We start from the raw sequence: 22,847 nt of genomic DNA, 5'->3' as shown, positions 1-22,847 counted from the left end.
CGGCTCTCGTGCGAAAGCAGCACCCGACTTGAAAGAGCTTCAAGAATTTCAGCGGAAACTCAAGGGCAAAGATCAGCCAGCGTCGCACAAGCATGTGGCTGGCCGGCTTTTCGTGCAAACCAAGTCCGCGGCTGCGGCAGGACGCTGAAAACCAAGGCAGACTGTCGTCAGGGAACCAGGATGGTCGTGCCTGTCGTTCTGCGTCCCTCAAGATCCAGATGCGCCTTGCCAGCGTCCTTCAGCGCATAGCGCTGATTGATCTTGATCTCGACGGCGCCAGTGAGCACGACCTCGAACAATGCGGCGGCGGACGCATCGAGGTCCTCGCGTTTTGCATTGTAGACGAACAGCGTCGGCCGCGTGGCGAACAGCGAGCCCTTCTGCGCCAGCAGCGACATCGAGAACGGCGGGATGGGTCCCGAGGACTGGCCGAAGCTGACGAACATGCCGAGCGGCTTCAGGCAGTCGAGCGAGGCCGGGAATGTGTCGTTACCCACGGAATCGTAGACGACGTCGCATTTCCTGCCGCCGGTGATGGCGGCGACGCCGGCGACGAAATCCTGCTCCTTGTAGTTGATGACATGGTCGAAGCCGTGTGCCTTGGCCAGTTCGATCTTGTCGGCGGAGCTGGCGGTGCCGATGACCGTTGCGCCGAGGTGTTTTGCCCACTGGCCTAGAATGAGCCCGACGCCACCAGCCGCGGCATGAAACAGGATCGTGTCGCCTGCCTTGACCTTGAAGGTCCGGCGCAGCAGATATTCCGCGGTCATGCCCTTCAGCATCATGGCGGCGGCTTGTTCGTCGCTGATGCCGTCCGGCACCTTCACGACCTTGCTGGCGTCGATGACGCGCTCTTGCGCATAAGCCCCCGTCGTCACGGCATAGGCAATCCGGTCGCCCGGCTTCAGCCAGTCGACGCCCTGACCAACCTCCAGCACCACGCCGGCGGCTTCGCTGCCCGGAATGAGCGGAAATCCGCCAGGCGGCGGATAGAGGCCCGAGCGATGATAGACATCGATGAAGTTGAGACCGATCGCGGTATGCCTGATCAGGATCTGCCCCGAACCCGGCTGGCCGGGATCGGCGTCCTCGTAAGTCAGGACGTCGGGGCCGCCATTGGCGTGAATTCGGATGGCTTTGGACATGGACAGGATTCCTTGAAGAGCGGCTGGTCAGGCCTTTTTGGCGCCGAGGTTTGGAAAGAACTGCATGATGCCGCCAATGCAGGCCAGGTAGAGCCCCGTGATGGTGATACCGATCTTGGTAAAAGTGCCGACCTGCTCACCCAGCACGCCGATCTGGTCGTAGAAGGCGGCGAGCGCCGCCTGCGCGAGCGCAAGCGCGCCGAAGGCGCACCACAACAGCGTCATGCCGAGATTGATCGGCCGCAGCCGCTTCACCCGCACCGGATGGATGAAGTTTATCGGCACAAAAGTCAGAATGCCGGCCACCACCACCACCGCGAACGAAACCCACTGTCCCGGCTCAATGACGAACAGCGTGAACACCACCATGTTCCAGACCACGGGGAATCCCTTGAAGAAATTCTCCTTCGTCTTCATGCCGGTGTCGGCGTAGTAGATCGCGCTTGAGACCACGATGATCGCCGCCGACAGGAAAGATAGGCCTTCGCCCATGAAACCGCGCTGATAGAGCGCGAAGGCCGGGATCAGCACGTAGGTCACATAGTCGATAATGTTGTCGAGGAGTTCGCCCGACCAGGTCGGCAGGATTTCCTTGACCTCCAGCTTTCGGGCGATCGGCCCATCGATACCGTCGACGAACAGCGCCAGCCCCAGCCACCAGAACATGGCCGTCCAGCGCTCCTCGCTCGCCGCCACCAGCGACAGGAAAGCCAGGAACGAACCGGAAGCGGTCAGCAGATGCACCGAAAACGCGCGCGCCTGCGGCCAAGTGACCTTCTTCTTCGGTCGCGGAATCCGTTCCGTGATCTTCTCGGCGATCTTACGGGCCTTTGTGTTCTTCCTCACGGGCCCCGCCAATCCAGCTTGCATATCTCGGCCGAGCGGCCGGCGAAATTCCAGTTGCGGCCAAAGGCCCGCATCTTGCTCTTGTCGGACCTGGCCACGATGATCTCCGGCGCGATCCAGTATTCGGAATTCGTGATCACCGTGTCCTTCTCGCGGTCCTTGCCCCCGATTGGCGTGACCGCCCCGTCGATGATCTTCGGTATCTGGAAAATACGCGTCTTGTCGCGCGTCTCGTAGGTGATCGGCACCTGTTCGACGCCCAGGAATTTGCCCACCAGGATCGAGAGCAGCGACGTGGTCCCGCCGGCTTTGCCGGTGAAGATCTTGGTCAAGGCCTTGACCGCGTAGACCGAGGCCCTGACGTCGATGAACAGGCCCGCGGTCCAGTTGCCGCGGCTCATGTAGCCGGGGATTTCCATGATCAGCCCAAGATTGAGACCGGAGAGGTCGACCTCGCCGAAATGGCCGGCGTCGATACGAAAACCCGCCCAGGTCTGGCAATAGCCCTCGGTCGGAGGATGGCTGCCAAGGGAGAGCACGCAAGGGCAAAAAACCGTGCAATTGCAGGAGAGTACGAGCTCTCCTTTCATTGCCCAGCTCTGATCTGCCATCGATTTTCCCCCACTCACAGCGAGACTACTAGCAGCGCGGCTGCCCAGACAAGCAGTATCGCACCAGCCAGCCGGGTTGGAAGACTGCCCGTCGTCTGTTTTTCAATCAGGGTGAACACGCCGATCAGCGCCATCCAGAAGACGTTCATGACGCCGACTGCGAACATCACCAGCATCAATGCCCAGCAGCAGCCGAGGCACCAGATGCCTTGCGCGACGCCGAGCCGGAAGACGCGGATGGTTCTCGCGCTCCAGTTCGAAAACAGGATCGAGAACGGATTTCGGCATTTCTTCAGGCAGGCCTCCTTGAGACCACTGAACTGGTAGAGGCCGGCAACCAGCAAGGCGAGCCCACCGGCAACGCCAAGCACCGGATCGAATATCCCTCCCGACGCGGCGAATGCGTGGACGGCAAGTGTCAGTGCCGCAAACAGCATCGAGGCGGCAAGCCAGACGCAGAGGTAGCCGGCAACCAGCACCAGCGGATGGACGACTGGCTCCCCTCTGATCCGCGCCGTATCGGCGATCTCGCAATAGGTGCGGATCATTGGCGCCGCGGATGGCAGCATCGCGCCGATCGCCATGAGAAACCACATGAGGATGAGCGCCAGGGTAAGTGGGCCGATGCTTGCGTCCAGCGGCGCGGGTGAAAGGCAGAGTGCGAAGAACCGTTCGAGCACGGCCGGCAACGGCAGTTGCGGCAAGTTACGCAACAAAGTGTCACCTGGCGCGCTGGTCTGGGCCTCGGCGCCGCGAATCGCCATCGCGGCAAGCAGCAGCCAGGCCAGTGCGATGCTTGCACCGACGACGACGTTGACCGTCCAGCGCGGCTTGCCCGCGACGTTTGCCGTGGCGCGGCCGGCGCGGTCGAGGTGGCTGAAATCGTCCTGTTGGGCGGTCATGACACTCGAATGGGCCGAATCGCCGCGTTGATCAAGCCGCATGATCTGCCCTATATGCGTCTATCGACTGGCAGGTCCGATGGCCGCCTCGCATAGCAAGCCGGAAGCCGATCTTGGAGCATCAGGAAACAGCGCGGATACTAATCGCAGGCACTGGGCCGGCGGGATTGATCGCCGCGCTTGCCTTCGCCGATGCCGGCTTTCCGGTGACGATTGCCGGGCCTGAGGTTTCGGCTCCCGACGGTCGCACCACGGCGCTCATGACGCCTGCCCTGAAAGTGCTCGAACGGCTGGGCGTGCTCCAGGACATCGAGCCCAGGGCCGCACCCTTGAAGGTGATGCGTATTGTCGATGCGACCGGCAGGCTGATCCGCAGTCCCGTCGTTACGTTCCGCGCCAGCGAGATCGACGAGGAACAGTTCGGCCTGAACCTTCCCAACGGCGTCCTTGGACCCGCGCTTGCCGGCAAGGTGGCCGCGCATTCCGGGATCGAGTGGCGCAGATCGATGGTGAAGGCCTGGCATCTCGGCGCCGCCAATGCTCATGCCGCGCTGGTTGACGGCAGCGAGATCGATGCGTCGCTTGCGGTCGCTGCCGATGGCCGCCTGTCGCCGGCCCGCGAGGCCGCGGGCATTTCGACGGCGGCGCGCGCTTACCCTCAGGCGGCGCTCGTCCTCAATTTCGGCCACAGCCGCGAACATGGCTTCATCTCGACGGAGTTCCATACCGAGACCGGCCCTTTCACGCAGGTTCCGCTGTCGGGCAATCGCTCCAGCCTTGTCTGGGTGGTCAAGCCTGAGACCGCCAAGGAGCTTGCCGCGTTGGACGACGCAACGCTCTCGCTGCGGGTCGAACGGCAGATGCAGTCGATGCTGGGCCGGGTAACTGTGGAGCCGGGCCGCCAGATTTATCCGTTGTCGACGGTGACCCCCTGCGTTTCGCGGCGCAGCGGGTGGCGCTTGTCGGCGAAGCGGCGCACGTGTTCCCGCCGATCGGCGCGCAAGGCCTCAACCTGGGTATCAGGGATATCGACGATCTTGTTGGAATCGCGCGGGAAAATCGTGAGGATCCGGGGGCTGCTGCCGCCCTTGCCGTATACGATTTCAAGCGCCGGCCCGATATTCTGGCGCGCAGCAGCGCTGTCAATCTGCTCAACATATCGCTGCTTTCGGACATGTTGCCCGCACAGATGGCGCGCGGCGCCGGTCTCGGCGTGCTTGGCGGCTTTGCACCGCTCCGCGCTTTCTTCATGCGCGAAGGGCTTCGTCCCGGCAGCGGCTTTGCGGCGCTTGCGGGTGGCTTTCGGAAGCCGACGCGGCAGCGGTAGCGATTCTGCGGATTTTGCCGCGGTATCGCGACGTTTGCCAAAAACCTTTGTTGCGCAATCCGCGTATCTTGAAGGCGCTCAGACGCTTGGGATTGAATTGATGCGGAGTCTGCGCCAAATAAAGTCAAGGAATTCAGTGGTGAGTACGATGAAAACGGCCAAATTCGCGATCGGACAGGTGGTTCGCCACCGGCTGTTCCCGTTCCGAGGCATCATTTTCGACGTCGATCCGCAGTTCGCCAACACCGACGAATGGTACGAAGCCATTCCCGCCGACGTACGGCCGCGCAAGGACCAGCCGTTCTACCACCTGCTCGCCGAGAATTCGGAAACAGAATACATCGCCTATGTGTCCGAGCAGAATCTGCTCGAGGATCAGTCGGGAGAACCCGTCCGCCATCCGCAGATCAAGGAAATGTTCGACAAGAAGCCGGACGGGCGCTACGCGCCGAAACGACAGTCCAAGCACTGACTTCCGGCATGCCGGGTACGACCAGAAATAAAAAAGCGGGGCATGGCCCCGCTTTTTTTGACACGATAATGAACCGACGCGGATCAGTTGGCGGTCTTCGCCTTGTCCTGCTCGTCCTTGAGCTTCTTGGCGAAATCCTGGTTGTTCTTGGCGACGAAGTCCTGGAGCTTCTTCTGCCGGTCCTCGATGTCCGACTGCTGCAGCGGGGGGCCGTCATAGGCGCCGCTGAAGCCCTGCAGCGCGATCTTGATCGGGTTGGCCTGGTTCTGGAAATTGATCGAGGTCAGCGTGATCCCCTGACCCTTCTTGAACGAGGCGACGAGCTGGTCGGTCAGCGGCACTTCCGCCACGCAACGATCCGGGAAGCAGATGACATAGTCGAGCTTCTGCGCCTTGCCGGTGTCGATCTGCAGGCCGATGCCGGGAGGCACGAGGCGACCGGTCGGGACCGTCACCTGGAACACCTTGCGGTTCACCTTGCCCTTGAGCTCGATCAGGCTGACGCCGGTGACAAGCTGGCCATTGCCAGCGGTGACGATGTTCTGGACGTTGCAGATGTCGACGTCTTCCTGCTTGGTGCAGGCCTTGAACCAGCCCTGCGGTATCTGCGGCTGCTGCTGCGCGGAAGCAGAGGGAAGTCCTGCGCCGAGAAAGCCAACCACGCCTGCGGCCATGACCGACAGGCGGTACGCGTTGCTGTTCAGGCTCGTCATGTCGTGCACTTCCTCTCAATGATCCCGGGACCGGCTTTTTCGTGCCGTGTGGTCCAGCTACCTGTTGCCAAAATGAGGCAACAGAATGACTTCGGACGGCGTGTTACACTGCAAGCGGCGTCGAATCCAGCCCGCCCACTTGTAATTCTTGATGACGCCATTGGCCGCCACGCAGTTGCCCCATGCTAGGGTGCGGACCGAATCATCAAGCCGACCTGTTAAGGAGACGGTCATGGGCCGCGTTCTTGTTTGGCTGGTCACCGCGCTATCGTTTTTCATCCTGTCGTCGCCACCGGCGTTGTCGGAGCCGAAATACGCGATTGCGATGCAGGGCGAACCGGCCCTGCCGCCGGACTACACCCATTTCAGCTACGTCAATCCCGACGCGCCGAAGGGTGGCAGCATCACCTATTGCGTCGTCGGCAGCTTCGACAATCTCAACCCCTTCATCCTCAAAAGCCTGCGCACGACGGCGCGCGGCATGATGGACACGATTTTCGGCAATCTGGTGTTCGAGCCGCTGATGCAGCGCAACTATGACGAGCCCTTCAGCCTCTATGGCCTGCTGGCCGATGCCGCCGATATGGACCCCGAACGCAAGAGCATCGAGTTTCATCTCAATCCCAATGCAAGATGGTCAGACGGCGAGCCAGTGACGCCGGAGGATGTGCTGTTCACCTACGATGTCTTCACCGACAAGGGCCGCCCGCCCTACAGCGCCCGCATGAGCATGATTGCCAAGCTGGAGAAGACCGGCGACCATAGTGTGCGCTTCACTTTCAATGACAAGGCCAATCGTGAATTTCCGCTGATCATCGCGTTGACGCCGATCATTCCGAAACACGCTTTCGACAAGGACACGTTCGACAAGACCACCCTAAAGCCTTTGATCGGCAGCGGACCCTACACAGTGGACAAGGTGCAGCCTGGCCAGCGCATCGTATTCAAGCGCAACCCCGACTACTGGGGCAAAGACATCCCGTCGAAGCGCGGCTTTGACAACTACGACCAGATCACGATCGAGTACTTCCTCAACGCTAATGCCAAGACGGAAGCTTTCAAGAAGGGCATCTGCGCGATCGACGATGAAACGGAGCCGGTCAAGCGCGAGCGCGATATCGACTTTCCGGCCTTCCGCAATGGCGATGTGAAGGCAGAGAATTTCGATACCGGCATTCCGCCTGTCGTGACCGGCTTCCTGTTCAACACAAGACTGCCAAAGTTCTCCAACCCGGCCGTGCGGCGTGCGCTTGGGATGCTTTACGACTTCGAGTGGGCCAACAAGAACCTGTTCGATGGCAAATACACGCGCACGATGAGCTATTGGCAGAATTCCGAGCTTTCCGCGCTAGGGCATCCTGCCGATGACCGGGAGAAGGCGCTTCTGGCCCCCTATCCCGGCCGCGTGCCGCCCGACGTCATGGAAGGCACTTACCGGCCGCCGGTCACCGATGGATCAGGCAATGACCGCAAGGTGTTGAGAGCTGCATTCGATCTGCTGAAGAGCATTGGATATCACGTGCAGGACGGGACAATGCTCGATCCCCAGGGAAAGCCGTTCGGCTTCGAGATAATTGCCGCGTCACAGGACGAAGAGCGCCTTGCCACGATCTATCAGCGCACGCTGGAGAAGATTGGCATCAACGTCGCCATCCGTAGCCTCGATGGCGATCAAATCCAATCGCGAAAGCAGCGGCTGGACTTCGAAGTGCTGTTCGGGTCGAGCGGCTTCAACAATTCGCTGTCGCCCGGTAGCGAGCAGGTCGGGCGCTGGAGTTCTTCGGAGGCGATGAGAGAAGGAACCTTCAATCTCGCAGGCGTCGCCGACCCGGCAATCGATGCCGCGATCGAAGCGATGCTGAACGCACGCACCAAGGAGGATTATGTCGCCGCGGTCCGCGTGCTCGACCGGCTGCTGATCTCCGGCAACTATATCGTGCCGATGCAGTACAACACGCAGCAGTGGCTTGCTTACTGGAATTATCTGGAACATCCGCGAAAGACGCCCATATTCGGTTACCAGCTGCCGACGTGGTGGCGCAAACCGAACTGAAAATCCGGAGATAGAGATGAGCGAAGCGAACGCCATAACCGTCGATGTGGTGTCGGACGTCGTCTGTCCGTGGTGCTTCATCGGTCAGAAGCGGCTGGACAAGGCGGTGGCGGCTGCCGGTGATGTCGAAGTGCACATACGCTGGCGGCCGTTCCAGCTCGATCCGACCATTCCGCCGCAAGGCAAGGACCGCCACGAATACATGCTGGCCAAGTTCGGCAGCGACAAGCGCATTCGCGAAATTCATGCCCGCATCGAACCGCTTGGCGAGGCCGAGGGCATTTCCTTTGCCTTCGATGCCATCAAGGTGGCGCCGAATACGCTCGATGCGCATCGGTTGATCCGCTGGGCCGGGGCCGCCGGCGAGGACGTCCAGAACCGGCTGGTGCGCCGCCTGTTCCAGTTGAATTTCGAGGAAGGCGTCAACATAGGCGACCACACCGTGCTGCTCGAAGCTGCCCGCGAGGCCGGCATGGATGCCTCGGTTGTTGAAACGCTGTTGCCGAGCGATGCCGATGTTGAAGCGGTTCGCACGGAAATCGCCACTGCATCGCGCATGGGCATCACAGGCGTGCCGTGCTTCCTGCTCGAGGGCAAATATGCCGTGATGGGCGCGCAGGACGCGGACACGTTGGCTGATGCGATCCGTCAGGTAGCGGCCGCCAAGGCGCGTGGCGAGTTGGAAAAGGCCGACTGAGCAAGCCATCCCGCGCCGATATCAAGAGCAGGCGTTGCGTGAGCAAACTGCGCCCCGTACGCCATCAATCAGACATCAGGGACGGCGTGTTTCGGAATTCTGGTCAGTTTCCGATAAGAAATTCGGCCGGGCCAAAGGATTTTTGATTCACAAAACCGTGTACGGAGCTTCCCCTGGGGAAGGTTTCTCGCGGCCATCTGCCTAGAGTCTAGATGATTGAAATAAATTGAGTTTTTCTGGTTTTTGCCAGACGTTCGGGTGGCGATCCAGCCATTGATATGTTGCCTCAGGGCAACGGCTGCGGACGCAACCTCGCATGCCCGCTTTAAAAATTAATGGAAAATGATCAATTGGTGTTACCATCCGTAACAAAACAAAAAAGGTTTGGGCGGGATCGTGATTCGGATCGGCAGACGATCGCAAGAGTCAGTACCGGATGGACTACAAGGCGATGCCTCAGGGCGGTCGCATCTGACGCCGGTATCCTCGATGCGCAATTTCTGGGGGCTCGTGCGAGCCTACTGGGTCTCGGACCGCTGGAAGGAAGCCTGGACGCTGACGCTGGTGATCGCGTTGCTCACCGCGCTGTCCAGCAAGGCCAGCGTGTGGTTCGCCATGGCTTCGGGCGAATTGGTGAATTCGATCGCCTTCCTGCACGACGCCGCCAACACCCGCCCGCTGGAGACAATCCTGACCAACGCCGGCGTGCTGGTGCTGCTGGTCCTGCTCAAGGATGCGGGCTTCACCGGTATACGCAATCTCGTCTCGGCAACCTTGCACCGCAAATGGCGTGGCTGGCTGAACGACCAATTCAACCAGGCCTTGCTCGACGGCAACCATACTCATTTCCATGCTCAACATGGTTCCGCGGACGGCGGCATCGTTGCGCCCGACAACGTTGACCAGCGCATCCAGGAATCGATCAAGGACATGACCGGCGGTGCGATCGGCCTCGCCATGGGCGTGCTGGGGCTGGCGACTTCGCTCTACTTTATCGGCCAGAACCTGTTGCAGTCGTCAGTTGAGGTCAAAGGTCTGGAGTTCCTTGGCAGCTATGGCAGCGCCGTTCTCGCCCTTCTTGCCGTTGCCACTTACGTGCCCCTAAACACCTGGATCGCCGTCAAGCTCGGCAGCCTGCTGGAACGTCTCAATATTCGCATGCAGAAGGCCGAGGGAAGCTATCGTAGCGAACTGACGACATTTCTGCGCCGCAGCTTCCATGTCGCCGCCTCACATGGCGAGAGCGTCCAGAAAGCGATGCACGACCGGCTCTATGTCGACATCGATCGCACTTGGGGACGGCTGAATGTCGTCAACACCAGCTATATGTCGTTCGAGCTGATCTACAATTTCATCGGCGCGCGCATGGTAGCCTATGCTCCGGGCCTTGTGCCGTTCATCCACAGCCGCCTGGACTATAAAGGCTACATCACCGGCTCCGAAATGGTTGCCCAACTCATCAGCCAGTGTTCGTGGTTCATCCATGTCATGCCCGCCATAGCCACGCTTCGCGCCAACAGCCAGCGCGTGACGGAGCTCGCCAACGCGATCGAGAATGTCCAGCATCCACGGGAATTCTACAGCCAGAGCGGCCGTTCCGACTTCCACTACGTCAGCCAGAATCCGGTTTTCGGCCTGACCATCCAGAAGCTGGAGCTGGCGCACCAGGGCGAGGACGCGACGCCATTCCTCAGTTCCGCCAACCTGCGGTTCCGGCGCGGCGAATGGACCTTCCTGAAAGGCGAATCCGGTTGCGGCAAGACCTCGCTGATCAAGGCGATCAACGGCTTGTGGCCCTACGGCCGCGGCACCATTGTCTTCCCCGACGGCGTGAAGAGTTTTTATGCCGCCCAGGAGGTCAAGCTGCCGCAGGTATCGCTGAAACAGCTGGTCTGCCTGCCCGGCTCCGAACGCGACCATGGCGATGCCCAAGTTGCTTCCGCGCTGCATAAGGCTGGCCTTGGCGATTTCATCGAACACATGGCCAATGAAAGCCGCGAAGGTAAAAGCTGGGATCAGGTTCTGTCGGGCGGCCAGAAACAGAAGCTGGTGGTGGCTCGTATCATACTGCAGCAGCCGGGGCTGCTGTTCCTCGACGAGGCCACCGGTGCTCTCGATCCTGACGGCAAGATTGCCTTCCATCAGGCCATCAAGGACAACTGCCCCGATGTGACGGTGATCAGTGTCATGCACGAAGCCGTAGCGCCGAGATCGGTTGCCGGCACCGAGTTCTACCACTCGATGGTCTTGATTGCCGACGGTGTCGCGACGAAGAAGCCGCTCGCCCCGAGCCTGCCCGTCGAACTCACCACGATTCTGGTCCAACCAAGGCCGGTCGAGGATAAATGGACGCGGTTTTCGCGCCGGCTGAAGCAGAAATAACGACGACGTCACCGGAACTTGCCGCGTCAACCGGCGGGCTGTGATCACAGTCTCGCGATCAGGGCCGTTCGGCACTGTTTTCCTTCCTCACCGCGATTGACTCGGCAAGGCTCGCTCCTATGTTGCGCCGGCTTGCAGACAGTCAAAGCGAACCCGCAAGCAGAAAGGTCACCGCGCCATGCCTGGCGACAGTCACAGTCGAACGCAACCGCCGTCCGCCTAGACGTGACCTGAGTGGTTCATGTCCTGCCGGACGGCAAGGAGTGAACCATGAACGATTTTTTCCCCGTAGCGGACGATGAGGCCGTCGCCATCGCCCGCATCCTTGCCAACGACCACGTCGCCGACGTCGTCGAGGCGCTCAATCATGAGTCGCGCGAAACCGCGACGGAGCTGCTTTGCGCTGTACCGTTCGAACGGCTGGTCGAGATTTTCGACCAGCCTGAGCTCGAAGGCGCGCCCGAACTGGCGGAGGCCCTGCCCCGTCCCAAGGCGAGCAAGCTGCTCAACGCCATGTCCGTCGACCGCGCAGCCGACATCCTGCGCGAGCTCGACGAGCCGGCACGCTCCGAACTGCTCGGTGCTTTGGCCCCGCCACTGCGCGTGACCCTGCTTTCCATTCTGGGCTATCCCGAAGGCAGCGCCGCCTCGATCATGACGACGGAGTTCGTCAGCGTTCCCTCCGACTGGACCGTCGGGCGTACGCTCGATTACATCCGCAAGGTCGAGCGGACGCGCGAGACCATCTATGCAATCTACATCGTCGATCCGCAAACCCACCTCCTGGTGCGGTCGACTGGCTTGCGGCGACTCATCACCGGTGAGCCGGACGACTCGATCCTGTCGGTTGCGCCCGACCGCATGCCGGTGACGGTCAGCCCGCTGACCGATCGCGAAAACCTGGCGCAGACGATCTCCAAATACGATCTGCTCGCCGTCCCGGTCGTCGACCACGGCAAGATCCTCGGCATCGTCACCATCGACGACATCATCGACACGATGATCGAGGAGACCACGGAGGACGTGCATCGGTTCGGCGGCATGGAGGCTCTGGACGAGCCGTATATGAAGATGAGCTTCCTCGCCATGATCAAGAAGCGTGGCGGCTGGCTCTGCGCGCTGTTCATCAGCGAGATGCTGACGGCCAATGCCATGCAAAGCTACGAGGGCGAGCTGGAGAAAGCGATCGTGTTGACGCTGTTCATCCCGCTGATCATAAGCTCCGGCGGCAATTCCGGCTCACAGGCGACCTCGCTGGTCATCCGGGCGCTGGCGTTGCGCGAGATCGGCCTTCGTGACTGGTGGCGGGTGGCGTTGCGCGAATTGCCTACCGGTCTGGTGCTCGGCGCCATGCTCGGCGTGGTCGGCGTCTGCCGCATCGCGCTCTGGCAATATATGGGCTTCTACGACTATGGCCCGCACTGGCCGCTGATTGCCGCGACGGTTGGTGCTGCACTGGTCGGCATCGTCACCTTCGGCTCGCTGTCGGGGTCGATGCTGCCTTTCGCCCTGAAACGGATCGGTTTCGACCCGGCCAGTGCGTCCGCGCCGTTCGTAGCCACGCTGGTCGATGTCACCGGACTGGTGATCTATTTCTCGGTGGCGCTCGTCATCCTGCACGGCTCGTTGCTGTAGCGGTTTGACTGTCGCCGCCGGCAAAGGCTGGCGGCGGCGCGCCGACAGGCGAGGCGTCAGATGCGCTCGCCGTCCTTCACCCGATAGGTCGGCTTGTACATGGTGACGAGCTCTTCTGCCGCAGTCGGATGCACGGCCATCGTGCGATCGAAATCGTCCTTGGTCAGCCCAGCCTTCAGTGGGATGCCGAGCAGCTGCGCCATTTCGCCGGCATCCGGCCCCAATATGTGGGCGCCGAGAACCTTGCGCGAAGCGCCGTCGACGACCAGCTTTATCAGCATCTTTTCGTCGCGGCCCGACAGCGTGTGCCGCATCGGCCGGAAGCTGGCGCGGTAGATTTCGATATCGGCGAAGCGCTTGACGGCTTCGTCCTCCGACAAGCCGACCGTGCCGATTTCCGGCTGCGAGAAGACGGCGGTCGCGATCGTGTCGTGATCGGGCGCGGTCGGATTGTCCTTGAACGCCGTTTCGACGAAGCACATGGCTTCGTGAATCGCCACCGGCGTCAGCTGCACGCGGTTGGTTACATCGCCGATCGCCCAGATATTGTCGATGTTGGTGCGGGAAAACCGGTCGACCTTGATCGCACCCGTCGCGGCGGTCATCTCGATGCCTACGCCTTCCAGGCCCATGTTCTCGGTGTTGGGGACGCGGCCGATGGCCAGCATCACCTGGTCGACCGTCAGCACCTGCCCGCTCGTGAGCTGCGCGTCGAGCCGCCCATCCGGCCGCTTGCTGACTGATTCGGAGACGGCATGGCAAAGGATTTTTATCCCCTTTCTTTCCATCGTCTCATGCAGCGTGCGCCGCAGGTCCATGTCGAAGCGGCCAAGGATTTCCTTGCCGCGATAGACCAGCGTGGTGTCTACGCCGAGGCCGTGAAAGATGTTGGCGAACTCGACCGCGATATAGCCGCCGCCCTCTATCATGATCGCCTTCGGCAGTTCCTTGAGATCGAAAGCCTCATTGGAAAAGATGCAGTGTTCGTGGCCGGGCAGTGCCGGATGCGCAGCCGGACGGCCGCCGGTGGCGATCAGGATCTGATCGGCGGTGACGGTGCGGTCTTCGCCCAGGAGATGGATCACGTGCGGGTCGACGATCATCGCCCGCGAATGAAAGGTCTCGCCGCCCGAGCCCTCGACATTCCTCTTGTAGATCGCTTCCAGGCGGCTGATCTCGCGGTCCTTGTTGGCGACAAGCATCTGCCAGTCGAAACTGGCTTCCGGCACCGTCCAGCCATAGCCGGCGGCGTCGGCAAAATGCTCGGGAAACTGCGAAGCATAGACATAGAGTTTCTTCGGCACACAGCCCCTGATGACGCAGGTGCCACCGAAACGGTATTCTTCGGCGATGCCGACGCGTTTGCCGAGCGCTGCCGCGACCCGCGCCGCCCTCACCCCGCCGGAGCCGCCGCCGATGACGAAGAGGTCGTAGTCGTAACCGGCCATGAAGCGGCTCCTTGAACGTCGAAAATGTGAGTGACAGGTAGGCCGCAAACCATCAAAAGAAAAGCCCGGACAGGCCGGGCTTTACAGATGGCCGCAAAGGCCGCGTTTGAAATGCAGGATCAGTTCTGCGTGCCGTCGGCAGGAGCCGACCCGTCCGCGGGTGCGGCGCCATCCGCCGGGGCCGCATTGTCGGCCGGAGCGGCGCCATCGGCGGGCGCAGGCGCAGCCCCCGCATTCGCTTTTGCCGCCGCCGCCAGCGTTTCGCCGACCTGCTGGGCAAGATCGCGGGCTACGCCGTTCTGCCAGATGTCGGCGGCCTTGACGAGGTCACGCGTTACGGTCGGGCCGCTGTCGAGCAGCTTCTTGCCGGACTCGGAGCTGTAGAAGGCCGCGATGTCGGTGAGTTCCTTTTCGGAAAACACCTTCGCATAGGCAAGAGCCGCTTCCTTCTCGAGGTCCGCGCGGCGCGAGGCCATCGCCAGCGCCTTCTCGTTGATCGTATTGCCGATCAGCTCCTGCATGTCAGGGTTCTTCTGGATGAGCTGCGATTCGAGCGCCGCGGCGGCCTGCGGCAGGATGTTGTCGAACGGGTCGGTCGCGTGGATCGCGGCGACCGCGGCGCGTGCGGCCTTCAGATGCGATTCCGTGACGTCCTGCGCGAAGACAGGCGAGGAGAACGCGAAGACAGCCGAAGCCGCCACGAGAACTGACAGACGGCGAACCCGGTTATGCAACATCATGATCGGTAGAACTCCCTGGTTTTCGGGCGGCATGGACAGTTTGGATACCGTCGCCGCCGGCGATGATGGCCGCTGACGCCAGCCCGATGAAAAGACCATGCTCGACCACGCCAGGAATGGCGTGGAGAGCATTCGAAAGCGCTCTTGTATCCGGAATGCGGCCAAAAGATGCATCGAGGATAAAATGGCCGCCGTCTGTAACAAAAGGCTGGCCTCCCGTCATCCTCAATGTCACCGGACCGGAAAGGCCGAGATTTCCGGCCACCACGGCCACGGCGATCTCGGTCGAGCGCAGGCCGAACTGATTGACTTCGATGGGAAGAGGAAATCGGCCGAGCGTCTCGACCATCTTCGAACGGTCGGCGATGACGATCATGCGCTGCGAGGCCGCGGCCACGATCTTCTCACGCAGCAGCGCACCGCCGCCGCCCTTGATCAAGGTCAGCTCTGGGTCGACCTCGTCGGCGCCGTCGACGGTGAGATCGAGCTCGGGTGTTTCCTCCAGCGTCGACAGCGGCACGCCGAGTTCACGGCACAGCGCGGCGGTGCGTTCCGAGGTCGGCACGCCGATAATGGTCATGCCGGAGGCAACCTTGTCGGCGAGCAGCCGCACGAACTCCTCGGCAGTGGTGCCGGTGCCAATGCCGAGCCGCATGCCGTCGGTGACATGGGCAAGAGCCGCCCGCGCGGCCTCGACCTTCAATTGCCTCGCATCCATGCTGCTTGCTGCCCCGAAACCTGATGCACGTCGCCCAAAAGTGACCTCGGCTTGGGAACGACATGCATGAAACAAAACCCAAAGCGCATCGCATGGGTCCTTTTCGACGCGTCGCGCTTTAGCGTTTTGGGCTCCTAGCATTTTTGCTGGCCGGGTCAAAGCCCTTGGCGGCTGCGCCACCAGTCTGCTTGCCTTCAAGCGTCGCAGCCGCTATCGCCTGCCGATGCGCAAACCTGCTCAGGATGGATCATGAGTCGCCCGATCATCGTGTTCGACCTCGACGGAACGCTGATTGATACGGCGCCGGACCTGCTCGACAGCCTCAACCACAGCCTGGCGGCCAGCGAACTGGCGGCCGTCGACGAAGCCGGCTTCAAACGATTTGTGGGTCATGGTGGCCGGGTGATGATCGAACGGGCGCATGCCGCGCAGCAACGATCCCTCAAGGTTGAGGAGCACGACCGGCTGCTGAAACTGTTCCTTGATCACTACACCGACAATATTCCGGGCAAATCCCGCCCCTACCCCGGCGTGATCGAGGCGATTGCCCGCTTTGAGAAGGCTGGCTATCTGCTGGCTATCTGCACCAATAAATACGAAGCCAATTCGCTGGCGCTGATCGAGGCGCTCGGCCTGACGAGGCATTTCGCGGCAATTGCCGGACAGGATACGTTCGCGTTCCGCAAACCCGATCCGCGCCACCTGATCGAAACAATCAAACTGGCCGGTGGCGATCCGCAACGCGCCTTGATGGTCGGCGATTCGCAAACCGATATCGACACCGCCAAGGCCGCCGGCATTCCTGTCGTCGCCGTCGATTTCGGCTACACTGATCGTCATGTGCGCGAGTTCGAGCCCTCGGCGGTGATATCGCATTTTGATGCATTGACGCTCGATCTGGCACAAGGGCTGATCGGCGCCGCCGCACACTGAGCGCCGGCGACGGAATCTCTCCGGAACGGCCTGGCGGGACCGCAAATCCGATCTGTGTGAGAACGCCAGACACTGCCTTGACTTAGAGGGCCGGCCTCCCTTATATCGCGGCTCGCTTGGCCTTCGGGCAACGAGCGGGCGATTAGCTCAGCGGGAGAGCACACCCTTCACACGGGTGGGGTCGCAGGTTCAATCCCTGCATCGCCCACCATCCGACTTGAAGAAATCGTTGGATGTTCGGCCGCAACCAAATTGTTTTGAAAGCTTACTGGCACGTAGGACAAAGCTTACTGGGACGTAAGCAAATGTAGGCCCAATGCAAAATCCTGGTCGGAAACTCGACGTTCCAGGTCCTCCGAAAACACGACGGGTTTAGATGTCTTTCGGCGGCGCGGTCACGCTTCTTTTAGGCCAACAGTTCCCTGCCTCCGGAACCAACCAATACACCAGCGAGTTTCCTTCCGTCGAAACCTGAGGGAAAACCATGTCCAGATTTCTGCTGGCGACCAGCGTCGCCGTTCTTCTTACCAGCGGATCGGCCTTTGCCGCGGATGAAGCCCCCTGCCGCCACCCAATGCCAAGAAGCTGTCGGAGATCATCGCGAAGGTTGAGCAACGCGACGGCTTTCGCTACGTGAAAGAAGTCGATTGGGACAAAGACGGCTACACCGTCACCTACTACACCGCGGACAAGGCAAAAGTCGAAATCGACTTCGATCCTGTGACGGCCGAACCAAAATAGGGTTCGCAGGGACCTCGTCGCGAATGCGCTGCCTCCGAGCATTCTCAGCGACGAAACGCGCGCCCACATTGTCCATCCTGGGTATGTTATGCCTTGGGCAAACCTGTTGGCTTGGGGGCTATGATGCGATGTTTCGCTGGAACCTATTTTCTGTCTGTACTCGCCATTATCCCAGCCGACGGCTTCCTTGCCGTTTCTCTCGCGCGAGCCGATGGCCCGTCCTTCGACTGCGCCAAGGCCGCAGTGCCCGCGGAAAAAGCGATCTGTGCCGACCCGCAGCTGTCGGCGATCGATCTGCTGGTTTCGAAGGCGTTCAAGGGATTCGAGCCGGCGTTCGGCGGCGACAAGCGCAGGATTGCCCGCGGGCTGATCGCCGACCGCAACGCCTGCAGGAGCGATACGGCCTGTATCGTCAGCGCCCTCAACAACGCCTTGCAGACCTATGGCAATGCGCCTTCCTGGGTCCAGGACTACAACATCGCGCTGATTGGCAAGAAGGCGCTCGAAGCCGCCGGGCGAAACCCCGGGTACATCGATCAGCCCCTGCCTTCGGCGATCGGCCAATGCGCATCGACGCACATCAAGACGCTTACCGCCCGGCTCGGCGACGATCCGCTGGAAACGGCCAGTCCCGAAGCGGGCAGCGCGACCACGTTCACCAATGGCGGCGGGGCTGTCTCTATGATCGCGAGGCCGGCTTGGCCGCCTCGAAGGTCGGAGAACCGGTCGTCATATGCCTGATCTCGATTCCCAGGGACTGCCCAAGGACGACGACCGTGGCCGGGTCTATTATTCCGTCGACCTCGTCTCGAAAGGCTCGTGGGCTCTGCCGGATTCGCAGCATATGTGCGGCGGCGCCTGAACGGCGGGTTTCGTCCGTCCGCGTCGGGCCGAGACGTTAACAGTCTCTGTCTCCCCTTGCGTCAATTCGCCATTGATGGCTGATTGTGGAGTGACCGGGCTTCATGGGGTGGGCATGTCGACTGCGAAGCACTTGATGAAGCGCGTCCTGATGATGCTCGCCGGCTATCTTATCGCGATACTGGTTGGCCTGATCGCCGTGGTGGCGATCTATGCCGCGCTGAGTTCCCTGCCCAACGCGCCGGCCTATTTCGACCTCATGGGCGTCTCGCCGATCGCGGCCTTTGTGGTGCCGCCGCTCGGCATGTTCATCTATTTCCTGACGGTTGTGGTGACAGCGCCGCAGACGCTGATTTTCGCGCTTATCGCCGAGTTCTTCTCCCTGCGCAGTGCCCTGCTGCACATGCTCTTCGGCGCCGCGGCGGCGGCCGGCGGCTTCTTCCTGATCTGGCCGAGCGCGGCGGAGGACGTGGATCTGGAGCGCTGGGCCGACATTGGAATCACAGCGGCCGCTGGTCTTGTGGCCGGGCTGGTCTATTGGCTGATCGCCGGCCGCGACGCCGGTTTCCGGCGCCCGATGTCAGAGCGTTGACTGTTAGCTCGACGGGGAGCGCACCGCTTCGGTCGCGTCAAGGGCCTGCTTCAGCCGCGAGTCGCGGTCATAGACGTCGCTGAAATACTCGACCTTGCCGGACATGTCGGGCCAGGCAGTGAAATAGGCGACATAGACCGGGATCTTGCGCGTCACATCCTCGGTCGAGTGTCCGTGCTTCAGCTTCTCCGCGATATAGTCGACAGAGGTGCCAAGCACCGCCGCCGCCATTCCGCGCGGATCCTGCAGGCGTACACAGCCATGGCTAAGCGCGCGCATGTCCTGCTTGAAGAATGATTTCTGGGGCGTGTCATGCATGTAGATCGCATGCTTGTTGGGGAACAGGATCTTCAATTCTCCCAGCGCATTGGCCTCGCTCGGCTGCTGGCGCACGCTGTAGGGAATGTTGGCGCCATAATCGCCCCAGTTGATCGCCGACGACGGAATGCGCTTGCCGCGTGAATCCGTCACCTCATAGCCGGCACGGTCGAGATAGCCGGGATCGCCACGCAACCTCGGCAGCATTTCGTTGACGATGATCGACTGCGGCACGCCCCAATAGGGGTGGAAATCGACCTGCTTGATCTGGTCGTAGAAGAAGGCCGTCTGGTTGGTGACACGGCCGACGACGGCGCGTGTCTTCAGCTTTTCCTGGCCGTCGTCAATGTAGCTTGCGGTGAAGGCGGGCTGGTTGATGAAAACACGCGGACTGCCGAGATCGGAAGGCAGCCAGCGCAGTTCCTCAAGCGCCACCTGAACCTTGAGCAGCCGGTCGGCCTTCGACGTCCCCGCCAGCAAGGCGACGGTGCGCGGTCCGATGACGCCGTCGCCCTTCATGCCCTCCTTCTGCTGCACCGCCTTGATCAGCGGCACCAGTTCGGGAACATAGACTTCGCTGGTTGCCAGCCGCGACAGAACCTCGCCATAGGTGCCGCCCATCTCGTCATCGAGATTGCGCGCGATCAGCGACAGGAGCTTTGGCAGTTCGGGGCTGGTTTCGCCTGGCTTCAGCAGCAGTTTCGGATCGACGACGATCTCGTTCTCGGCGCTCGCCTGTAGTGACTCCAGTTCGACGCGCAGCGCCTGGTACTCCGCATTCTGCGGATGGCGCGATTCAAGATAGGTGCGAACTTCCTGTGTATGCGCCAGTGTTTTCAGCACACCCACCATGTCGAGTGGCTTGGCCGGGAAATCGTAGTAGCCGGTCATGCGGTTGGGCTCGACACGGCCGCTCTGGGCGTCATGGGCGTAACGCAGGACACGCGCCGACAGCGCCATCTCGAAACGGACGAGTTCCTTCAATTTGGCTGCGTCGTCCGCCGAGGTCGAACCGAGCGCCGGCACATCGACTGTGTAGTCGGCGGGTGTGAGGCCGTAGCTGGCAGCCTCGCCAAGCACCCGCACGGCATCTTGCGCACGGTTGTTGGGGCTGGTTCCGCCTACCCAGATGAAATCCGGGTTGGCCGAGTAGTAGGCGATCAGCGCCTTGGCGATGTCGGGCTCGGCATAGAGTTCGTAGTCGCTGAGGCCGGCAATGGCATCGTGGAAAGCAGCACCCGTGGCCGAGGGAACGAAAGCGGCATCTTGCGGCGCCGCCGGCTGCGGCGCGGTGGCCAGCGTCGAGAAGTCGACACGCACCAGTCTGTCGGCCTTGTAAGTATAGTAGGACGGACTGCTGATCCTCACACCGCCGCCATCACCACCGGCCGGCGCCTTCGGCTTGTGCTTTGGCGGAGGAGGCGGAAACTCGCCCTTCGGCTCATGCCTGATGCCGCCGCCGAACAGCATGTCGAAAAGCCCTTGGGCACCCGCCTGAGGCGTGCCGAAAGCCAGCGTCGCCGTAATAGCCACCAGCGGCATCACGGTTGCATTTTTACCGAGGAATTTCATGGATCACCCGCTCCGGTCGCAACCGGTTCCCGTTCCGCACGCAAGACCGTCCCGCTCACCGCATGGCGGATGTAAGGCGCGACTATACCGATTCATACCGATTTCGTTAAGCTTTCATAAATTTCGGCGGGCCTGTTGCAGAACGGTTTCACAAGATCGTGACGGCCGGGGCGACCCAACAGTCGCCCCGGCCGCGGCGATCCGGGCGTCTTCAGGCGTTTGCGCCACCGTCGATGGTCAGCGCGGCTCCGGTGACGAAACGGCCCTCTGGACCTGCGAGCCAGGCAACCATGCCGGCGATGTCCTCCGCCTTGCCGAATCGCGGGGTTGCCATCTTCTTTCGCTGATGTTCGGCATGCGGGCCGTCGGCCGGGTTCATGTCGGTGTCCGTCGAGCCGGGGTGGACGACATTGGCGGTGATGCCGCGTGGCCCTAGGTCGCGGGCCAATGCTTTGGTCAGGCCGACCAGCGCCGCCTTGCTGGTCGAGTAGGCTCCCAGGTTGGCGTCGGTGACCCGTTCGGCCAGATTGCTGCCGATCGAGATGATCCTGCCGCCCTCGCCCATGTGTTTTGCCGCCGCTTTCGAGGCGATGAACGGCGCCCTCAGATTGACCGACATGGTCTCGTCGAAATCGGCAAGCGACAGCGTATCGATGGGTGCGGCGCGCCAGATGCCGGCACTGTTGACCAGGATGTCGAGCCGGCCGAAGGCGGTCATCGCATCGGCAACCGCCTGGTCTATGGCTTCGGCGTCACGGTTGTCGGCCTTGATCGCGATCGCGCGACCGCCTTTGGTCTCTATCTCGGCGACGACCGAACGGGCCTGGTCCTCGCCATGCACATAGGTCAGCGCGACATCGGCCCCCTCCGCGGCAAGCCTTCGCGCGATTGCCGCGCCGATGCCGCGGCTGCCTCCGGTGACGAGTGCCGCCTTGCCGTTCAAATTCCTGGATGACATCGGTTTCTCCATTTATGTAGTGATTGATACATAAATCCCTGCCAGCCTTGTTTGATCGCGTCAACTCATTTATGTATCGATCAACACAGAACAGAGCGTCATGTCGGAAAGAGGCCGTCCCCGCACCTTCGATCGAACCGCCGCCCTGCGGCGCGCGATGGATGTGTTCTGGGCCAAGGGTTATGAAGGCGCATCGATCAGCGATGTCGCCGCGGCGATGGGCATCAATTCGCCGAGCCTCTATGCCGCCTACGGCAGCAAGGAAGCCTTGTTCCTCGAGGCGACGGATCTCTACTCCCGCGTGGAAGGCGCCGATATCTGGCTCGCGCTCGAAGAGGCGCCAACGGCGCGCCTTGCGATCGAGCGGTTTCTGCGCCGGACCGCAGAGGCCTATTCGCAGACCGATCGCCCGCAGGGCTGCCTGATTGCGCTGGGTGCGCTGCACGAAGACTCGAGCCGAGGCGCGATCTGCTCGGATTTGCGGCGCCGCCGAGCCGAGAATCTAGCCGCCCTGAAGAAGCGTCTCGAGCGCGGCGTGGCCGAGGGTGAGCTGCCTGCCCACTTCAATTGCCGTGCGGCCGCGACCTTTTTTGCAACGGTCCAGAACGGCATGTCGATCCAGGCGCGCGACGGCGCTTCCCGCGCCGCCCTGCTGGCGACGGTGGCTGGGGCAATGGCCGCCTGGAAGACGATGGCCGACACCGTCGAGGCGTGACAAATCCCGTTCGTTGTGCTCGAAATTCGACTTGCCAGCAAACCTGCGGCCGGGAGGGACGACGTGAAAAAAGGGTATCGCGAACTGCTGGATGAGGCCAACGCCGAGATCGAAGTGGTTTCGCCCGAGGAAGCGGCAGGACTGCTTGAAGACGAAAGCACCATTTTCGTCGATCTTCGCGATCCTCGAGAGATCGAACGTGACGGCAAAATACCGGGCGCCAAGCATGTCACGCGTGGCATGCTGGAGTTCTGGATCGATCCCGAAAGTCCCTACCACAAGCCTTTCTTCGCTTCCGGAAAAAGCTTCGTCTTCTTCTGCGCCGGCGGCTGGCGTTCGGCGCTTGCCACCAAGACGGCGCAAGACATGGGGCTTTCGCCGGTCAAGCATATTCTCGGCGGCTACACGGCCTGGAAGGCAGCCGGATTACCAGTAGAGCCGGGGGAAAAGAAGAAAGCCTGAACGCCG

General features: G+C 61.6%; 21 protein-coding genes, 1 tRNA gene and 2 pseudogenes. 14 read left to right on the top strand and 10 right to left on the bottom strand.

What is annotated here, in order from left to right:
* Positions 1-167 precede the first annotated feature (167 nt).
* The 4 genes from EJ077_RS16120 to EJ077_RS16105 are packed head-to-tail and all read right to left on the bottom strand — an operon-like array spanning position 168 to position 3,546.
* Positions 168-1,145, bottom strand: coding sequence for a quinone oxidoreductase family protein (locus EJ077_RS16120; protein ID WP_208695228.1), 978 nt, complete (start codon positions 1,143-1,145; stop codon positions 168-170).
* A 27-nt stretch (positions 1,146-1,172) separates the two neighbouring features.
* Positions 1,173-2,015 (bottom strand): phosphatidylcholine synthase, encoded by an 843-nt coding sequence (gene pcsA / locus EJ077_RS16115; RefSeq protein WP_208695227.1) that lies wholly within the window; start codon positions 2,013-2,015, stop codon positions 1,173-1,175.
* Entirely contained in the window at positions 1,988-2,602 is a 615-nt protein-coding gene (locus EJ077_RS16110; RefSeq protein WP_208695226.1) for a DUF1326 domain-containing protein, read from the bottom strand. Before EJ077_RS16110 ends, pcsA begins: the two co-directional genes overlap by 28 nt.
* Positions 2,603-2,616: 14 nt before the next feature.
* Complete coding sequence (locus EJ077_RS16105) at positions 2,617-3,546, bottom strand: DUF2182 domain-containing protein (RefSeq protein WP_208695225.1); 930 nt, start codon at positions 3,544-3,546, stop codon at positions 2,617-2,619.
* Positions 3,547-3,617: 71 nt separating this feature from the next.
* Here EJ077_RS16105 and EJ077_RS16100 point away from each other — a divergent pair.
* Both EJ077_RS16100 and hspQ read left to right on the top strand, forming a co-directional pair.
* Positions 3,618-4,831 (top strand): annotated as a pseudogene (locus tag EJ077_RS16100) (UbiH/UbiF family hydroxylase).
* 100 nt (positions 4,832-4,931) lie between these two features.
* On the top strand, positions 4,932-5,303 hold the full coding sequence (gene hspQ / locus EJ077_RS16095) for a heat shock protein HspQ (protein ID WP_416859554.1): 372 nt from the start codon (positions 4,932-4,934) through the stop codon (positions 5,301-5,303).
* Positions 5,304-5,386: 83 nt separating this feature from the next.
* On the opposite strand, the gene EJ077_RS16090 is transcribed toward hspQ, so the two are convergent.
* On the bottom strand, positions 5,387-6,016 hold the full coding sequence (locus EJ077_RS16090) for an invasion associated locus B family protein (protein ID WP_015317881.1): 630 nt from the start codon (positions 6,014-6,016) through the stop codon (positions 5,387-5,389).
* 232 nt (positions 6,017-6,248) lie between these two features.
* Between EJ077_RS16090 and EJ077_RS16085 the strand changes: the two genes are divergently transcribed.
* The 4 genes from EJ077_RS16085 (at position 6,249) to mgtE (ending at position 12,783) form a co-directional block, all read left to right on the top strand.
* Positions 6,249-8,069 carry an extracellular solute-binding protein gene (locus EJ077_RS16085; protein ID WP_208695224.1) on the top strand — a complete coding sequence of 607 codons (1,821 nt, stop codon included), beginning with the start codon at positions 6,249-6,251 and terminating at the stop codon, positions 8,067-8,069.
* Positions 8,070-8,085: 16 nt separating this feature from the next.
* A complete protein-coding gene (locus EJ077_RS16080; RefSeq protein ID WP_208695223.1) occupies positions 8,086-8,766 on the top strand; it encodes a DsbA family oxidoreductase in 681 nt (226 codons plus the stop codon).
* Positions 8,767-9,255: 489 nt separating this feature from the next.
* Complete coding sequence (locus EJ077_RS16075; RefSeq protein ID WP_208695222.1) at positions 9,256-11,148, top strand: ABC transporter ATP-binding protein/permease; 1,893 nt, start codon at positions 9,256-9,258, stop codon at positions 11,146-11,148.
* Positions 11,149-11,418: 270 nt separating this feature from the next.
* A complete protein-coding gene (gene mgtE / locus EJ077_RS16070) occupies positions 11,419-12,783 on the top strand; it encodes a magnesium transporter (protein WP_208695221.1) in 1,365 nt (454 codons plus the stop codon).
* A 56-nt stretch (positions 12,784-12,839) separates the two neighbouring features.
* On the opposite strand, the gene gor is transcribed toward mgtE, so the two are convergent.
* The 3 genes from gor to rpiA all read right to left on the bottom strand — a co-directional run bounded on the left by gor (position 12,840) and on the right by rpiA (position 15,689).
* Entirely contained in the window at positions 12,840-14,231 is a 1,392-nt protein-coding gene (gene gor / locus EJ077_RS16065) for a glutathione-disulfide reductase (protein WP_208695220.1), read from the bottom strand.
* Between the two features lie 119 nt (positions 14,232-14,350).
* On the bottom strand, positions 14,351-14,971 hold the full coding sequence (locus tag EJ077_RS16060) for a DUF2059 domain-containing protein (RefSeq protein ID WP_208695219.1): 621 nt from the start codon (positions 14,969-14,971) through the stop codon (positions 14,351-14,353).
* Positions 14,958-15,689: a ribose-5-phosphate isomerase RpiA gene (rpiA, locus tag EJ077_RS16055; protein ID WP_208703018.1), complete on the bottom strand. Its 732-nt coding sequence runs from the start codon at positions 15,687-15,689 to the stop codon at positions 14,958-14,960. The genes EJ077_RS16060 and rpiA overlap by 14 nt, the downstream gene beginning before the upstream one ends.
* Before the next feature lie 249 nt (positions 15,690-15,938).
* Between rpiA and EJ077_RS16050 the strand changes: the two genes are divergently transcribed.
* The 6 genes and pseudogenes from EJ077_RS16050 to EJ077_RS16030 all read left to right on the top strand — a co-directional run bounded on the left by EJ077_RS16050 (position 15,939) and on the right by EJ077_RS16030 (position 18,816).
* Positions 15,939-16,622, top strand: coding sequence for a phosphoglycolate phosphatase (locus EJ077_RS16050; RefSeq protein ID WP_208695218.1), 684 nt, complete (start codon positions 15,939-15,941; stop codon positions 16,620-16,622).
* Between the two features lie 136 nt (positions 16,623-16,758).
* Positions 16,759-16,833 (top strand) — tRNA-Val (locus EJ077_RS16045).
* Between the two features lie 273 nt (positions 16,834-17,106).
* Positions 17,107-17,363 (top strand): annotated as a pseudogene (locus EJ077_RS32805) (PepSY domain-containing protein).
* A gap of 120 nt (positions 17,364-17,483) precedes the next feature.
* The gene (locus EJ077_RS16035) at positions 17,484-18,104 is read left to right on the top strand and encodes a lysozyme inhibitor LprI family protein (protein WP_245458432.1); all 621 of its coding nucleotides are present in this window, start codon (positions 17,484-17,486) and stop codon (positions 18,102-18,104) included.
* Positions 18,097-18,225, top strand: coding sequence for a hypothetical protein (locus EJ077_RS32580; RefSeq protein WP_281040171.1), 129 nt, complete (start codon positions 18,097-18,099; stop codon positions 18,223-18,225). Before EJ077_RS16035 ends, EJ077_RS32580 begins: the two co-directional genes overlap by 8 nt.
* A gap of 114 nt (positions 18,226-18,339) precedes the next feature.
* Entirely contained in the window at positions 18,340-18,816 is a 477-nt protein-coding gene (locus tag EJ077_RS16030; RefSeq protein ID WP_208695217.1) for a hypothetical protein, read from the top strand.
* Positions 18,817-18,819: 3 nt separating this feature from the next.
* On the opposite strand, the gene EJ077_RS16025 is transcribed toward EJ077_RS16030, so the two are convergent.
* The gene (locus EJ077_RS16025; protein WP_208695216.1) at positions 18,820-20,706 is read right to left on the bottom strand and encodes a L,D-transpeptidase family protein; all 1,887 of its coding nucleotides are present in this window, start codon (positions 20,704-20,706) and stop codon (positions 18,820-18,822) included.
* A gap of 211 nt (positions 20,707-20,917) precedes the next feature.
* Positions 20,918-21,664, bottom strand: a complete 747-nt coding sequence (locus EJ077_RS16020) for a 3-oxoacyl-ACP reductase family protein (RefSeq protein ID WP_208695215.1) — start codon at positions 21,662-21,664, stop codon at positions 20,918-20,920.
* A 100-nt stretch (positions 21,665-21,764) separates the two neighbouring features.
* Between EJ077_RS16020 and EJ077_RS16015 the strand changes: the two genes are divergently transcribed.
* Together EJ077_RS16015 and EJ077_RS16010 are read left to right on the top strand one after the other, a co-directional pair.
* Positions 21,765-22,379 (top strand): TetR/AcrR family transcriptional regulator, encoded by a 615-nt coding sequence (locus EJ077_RS16015; protein WP_208695214.1) that lies wholly within the window; start codon positions 21,765-21,767, stop codon positions 22,377-22,379.
* A 63-nt stretch (positions 22,380-22,442) separates the two neighbouring features.
* Positions 22,443-22,841 (top strand): rhodanese-like domain-containing protein, encoded by a 399-nt coding sequence (locus EJ077_RS16010; protein ID WP_208695213.1) that lies wholly within the window; start codon positions 22,443-22,445, stop codon positions 22,839-22,841.
* Positions 22,842-22,847 lie beyond the last annotated feature (6 nt).

The sequence above is a fragment of the Mesorhizobium sp. M8A.F.Ca.ET.057.01.1.1 genome, assembly GCF_003952565.1.
Taxonomy (GTDB): Bacteria; Pseudomonadota; Alphaproteobacteria; order Rhizobiales; family Rhizobiaceae; genus Mesorhizobium.
Note: the sequence above shows the minus strand (reverse complement) of the source record. Positions and strands in the feature narration are given on the sequence as shown.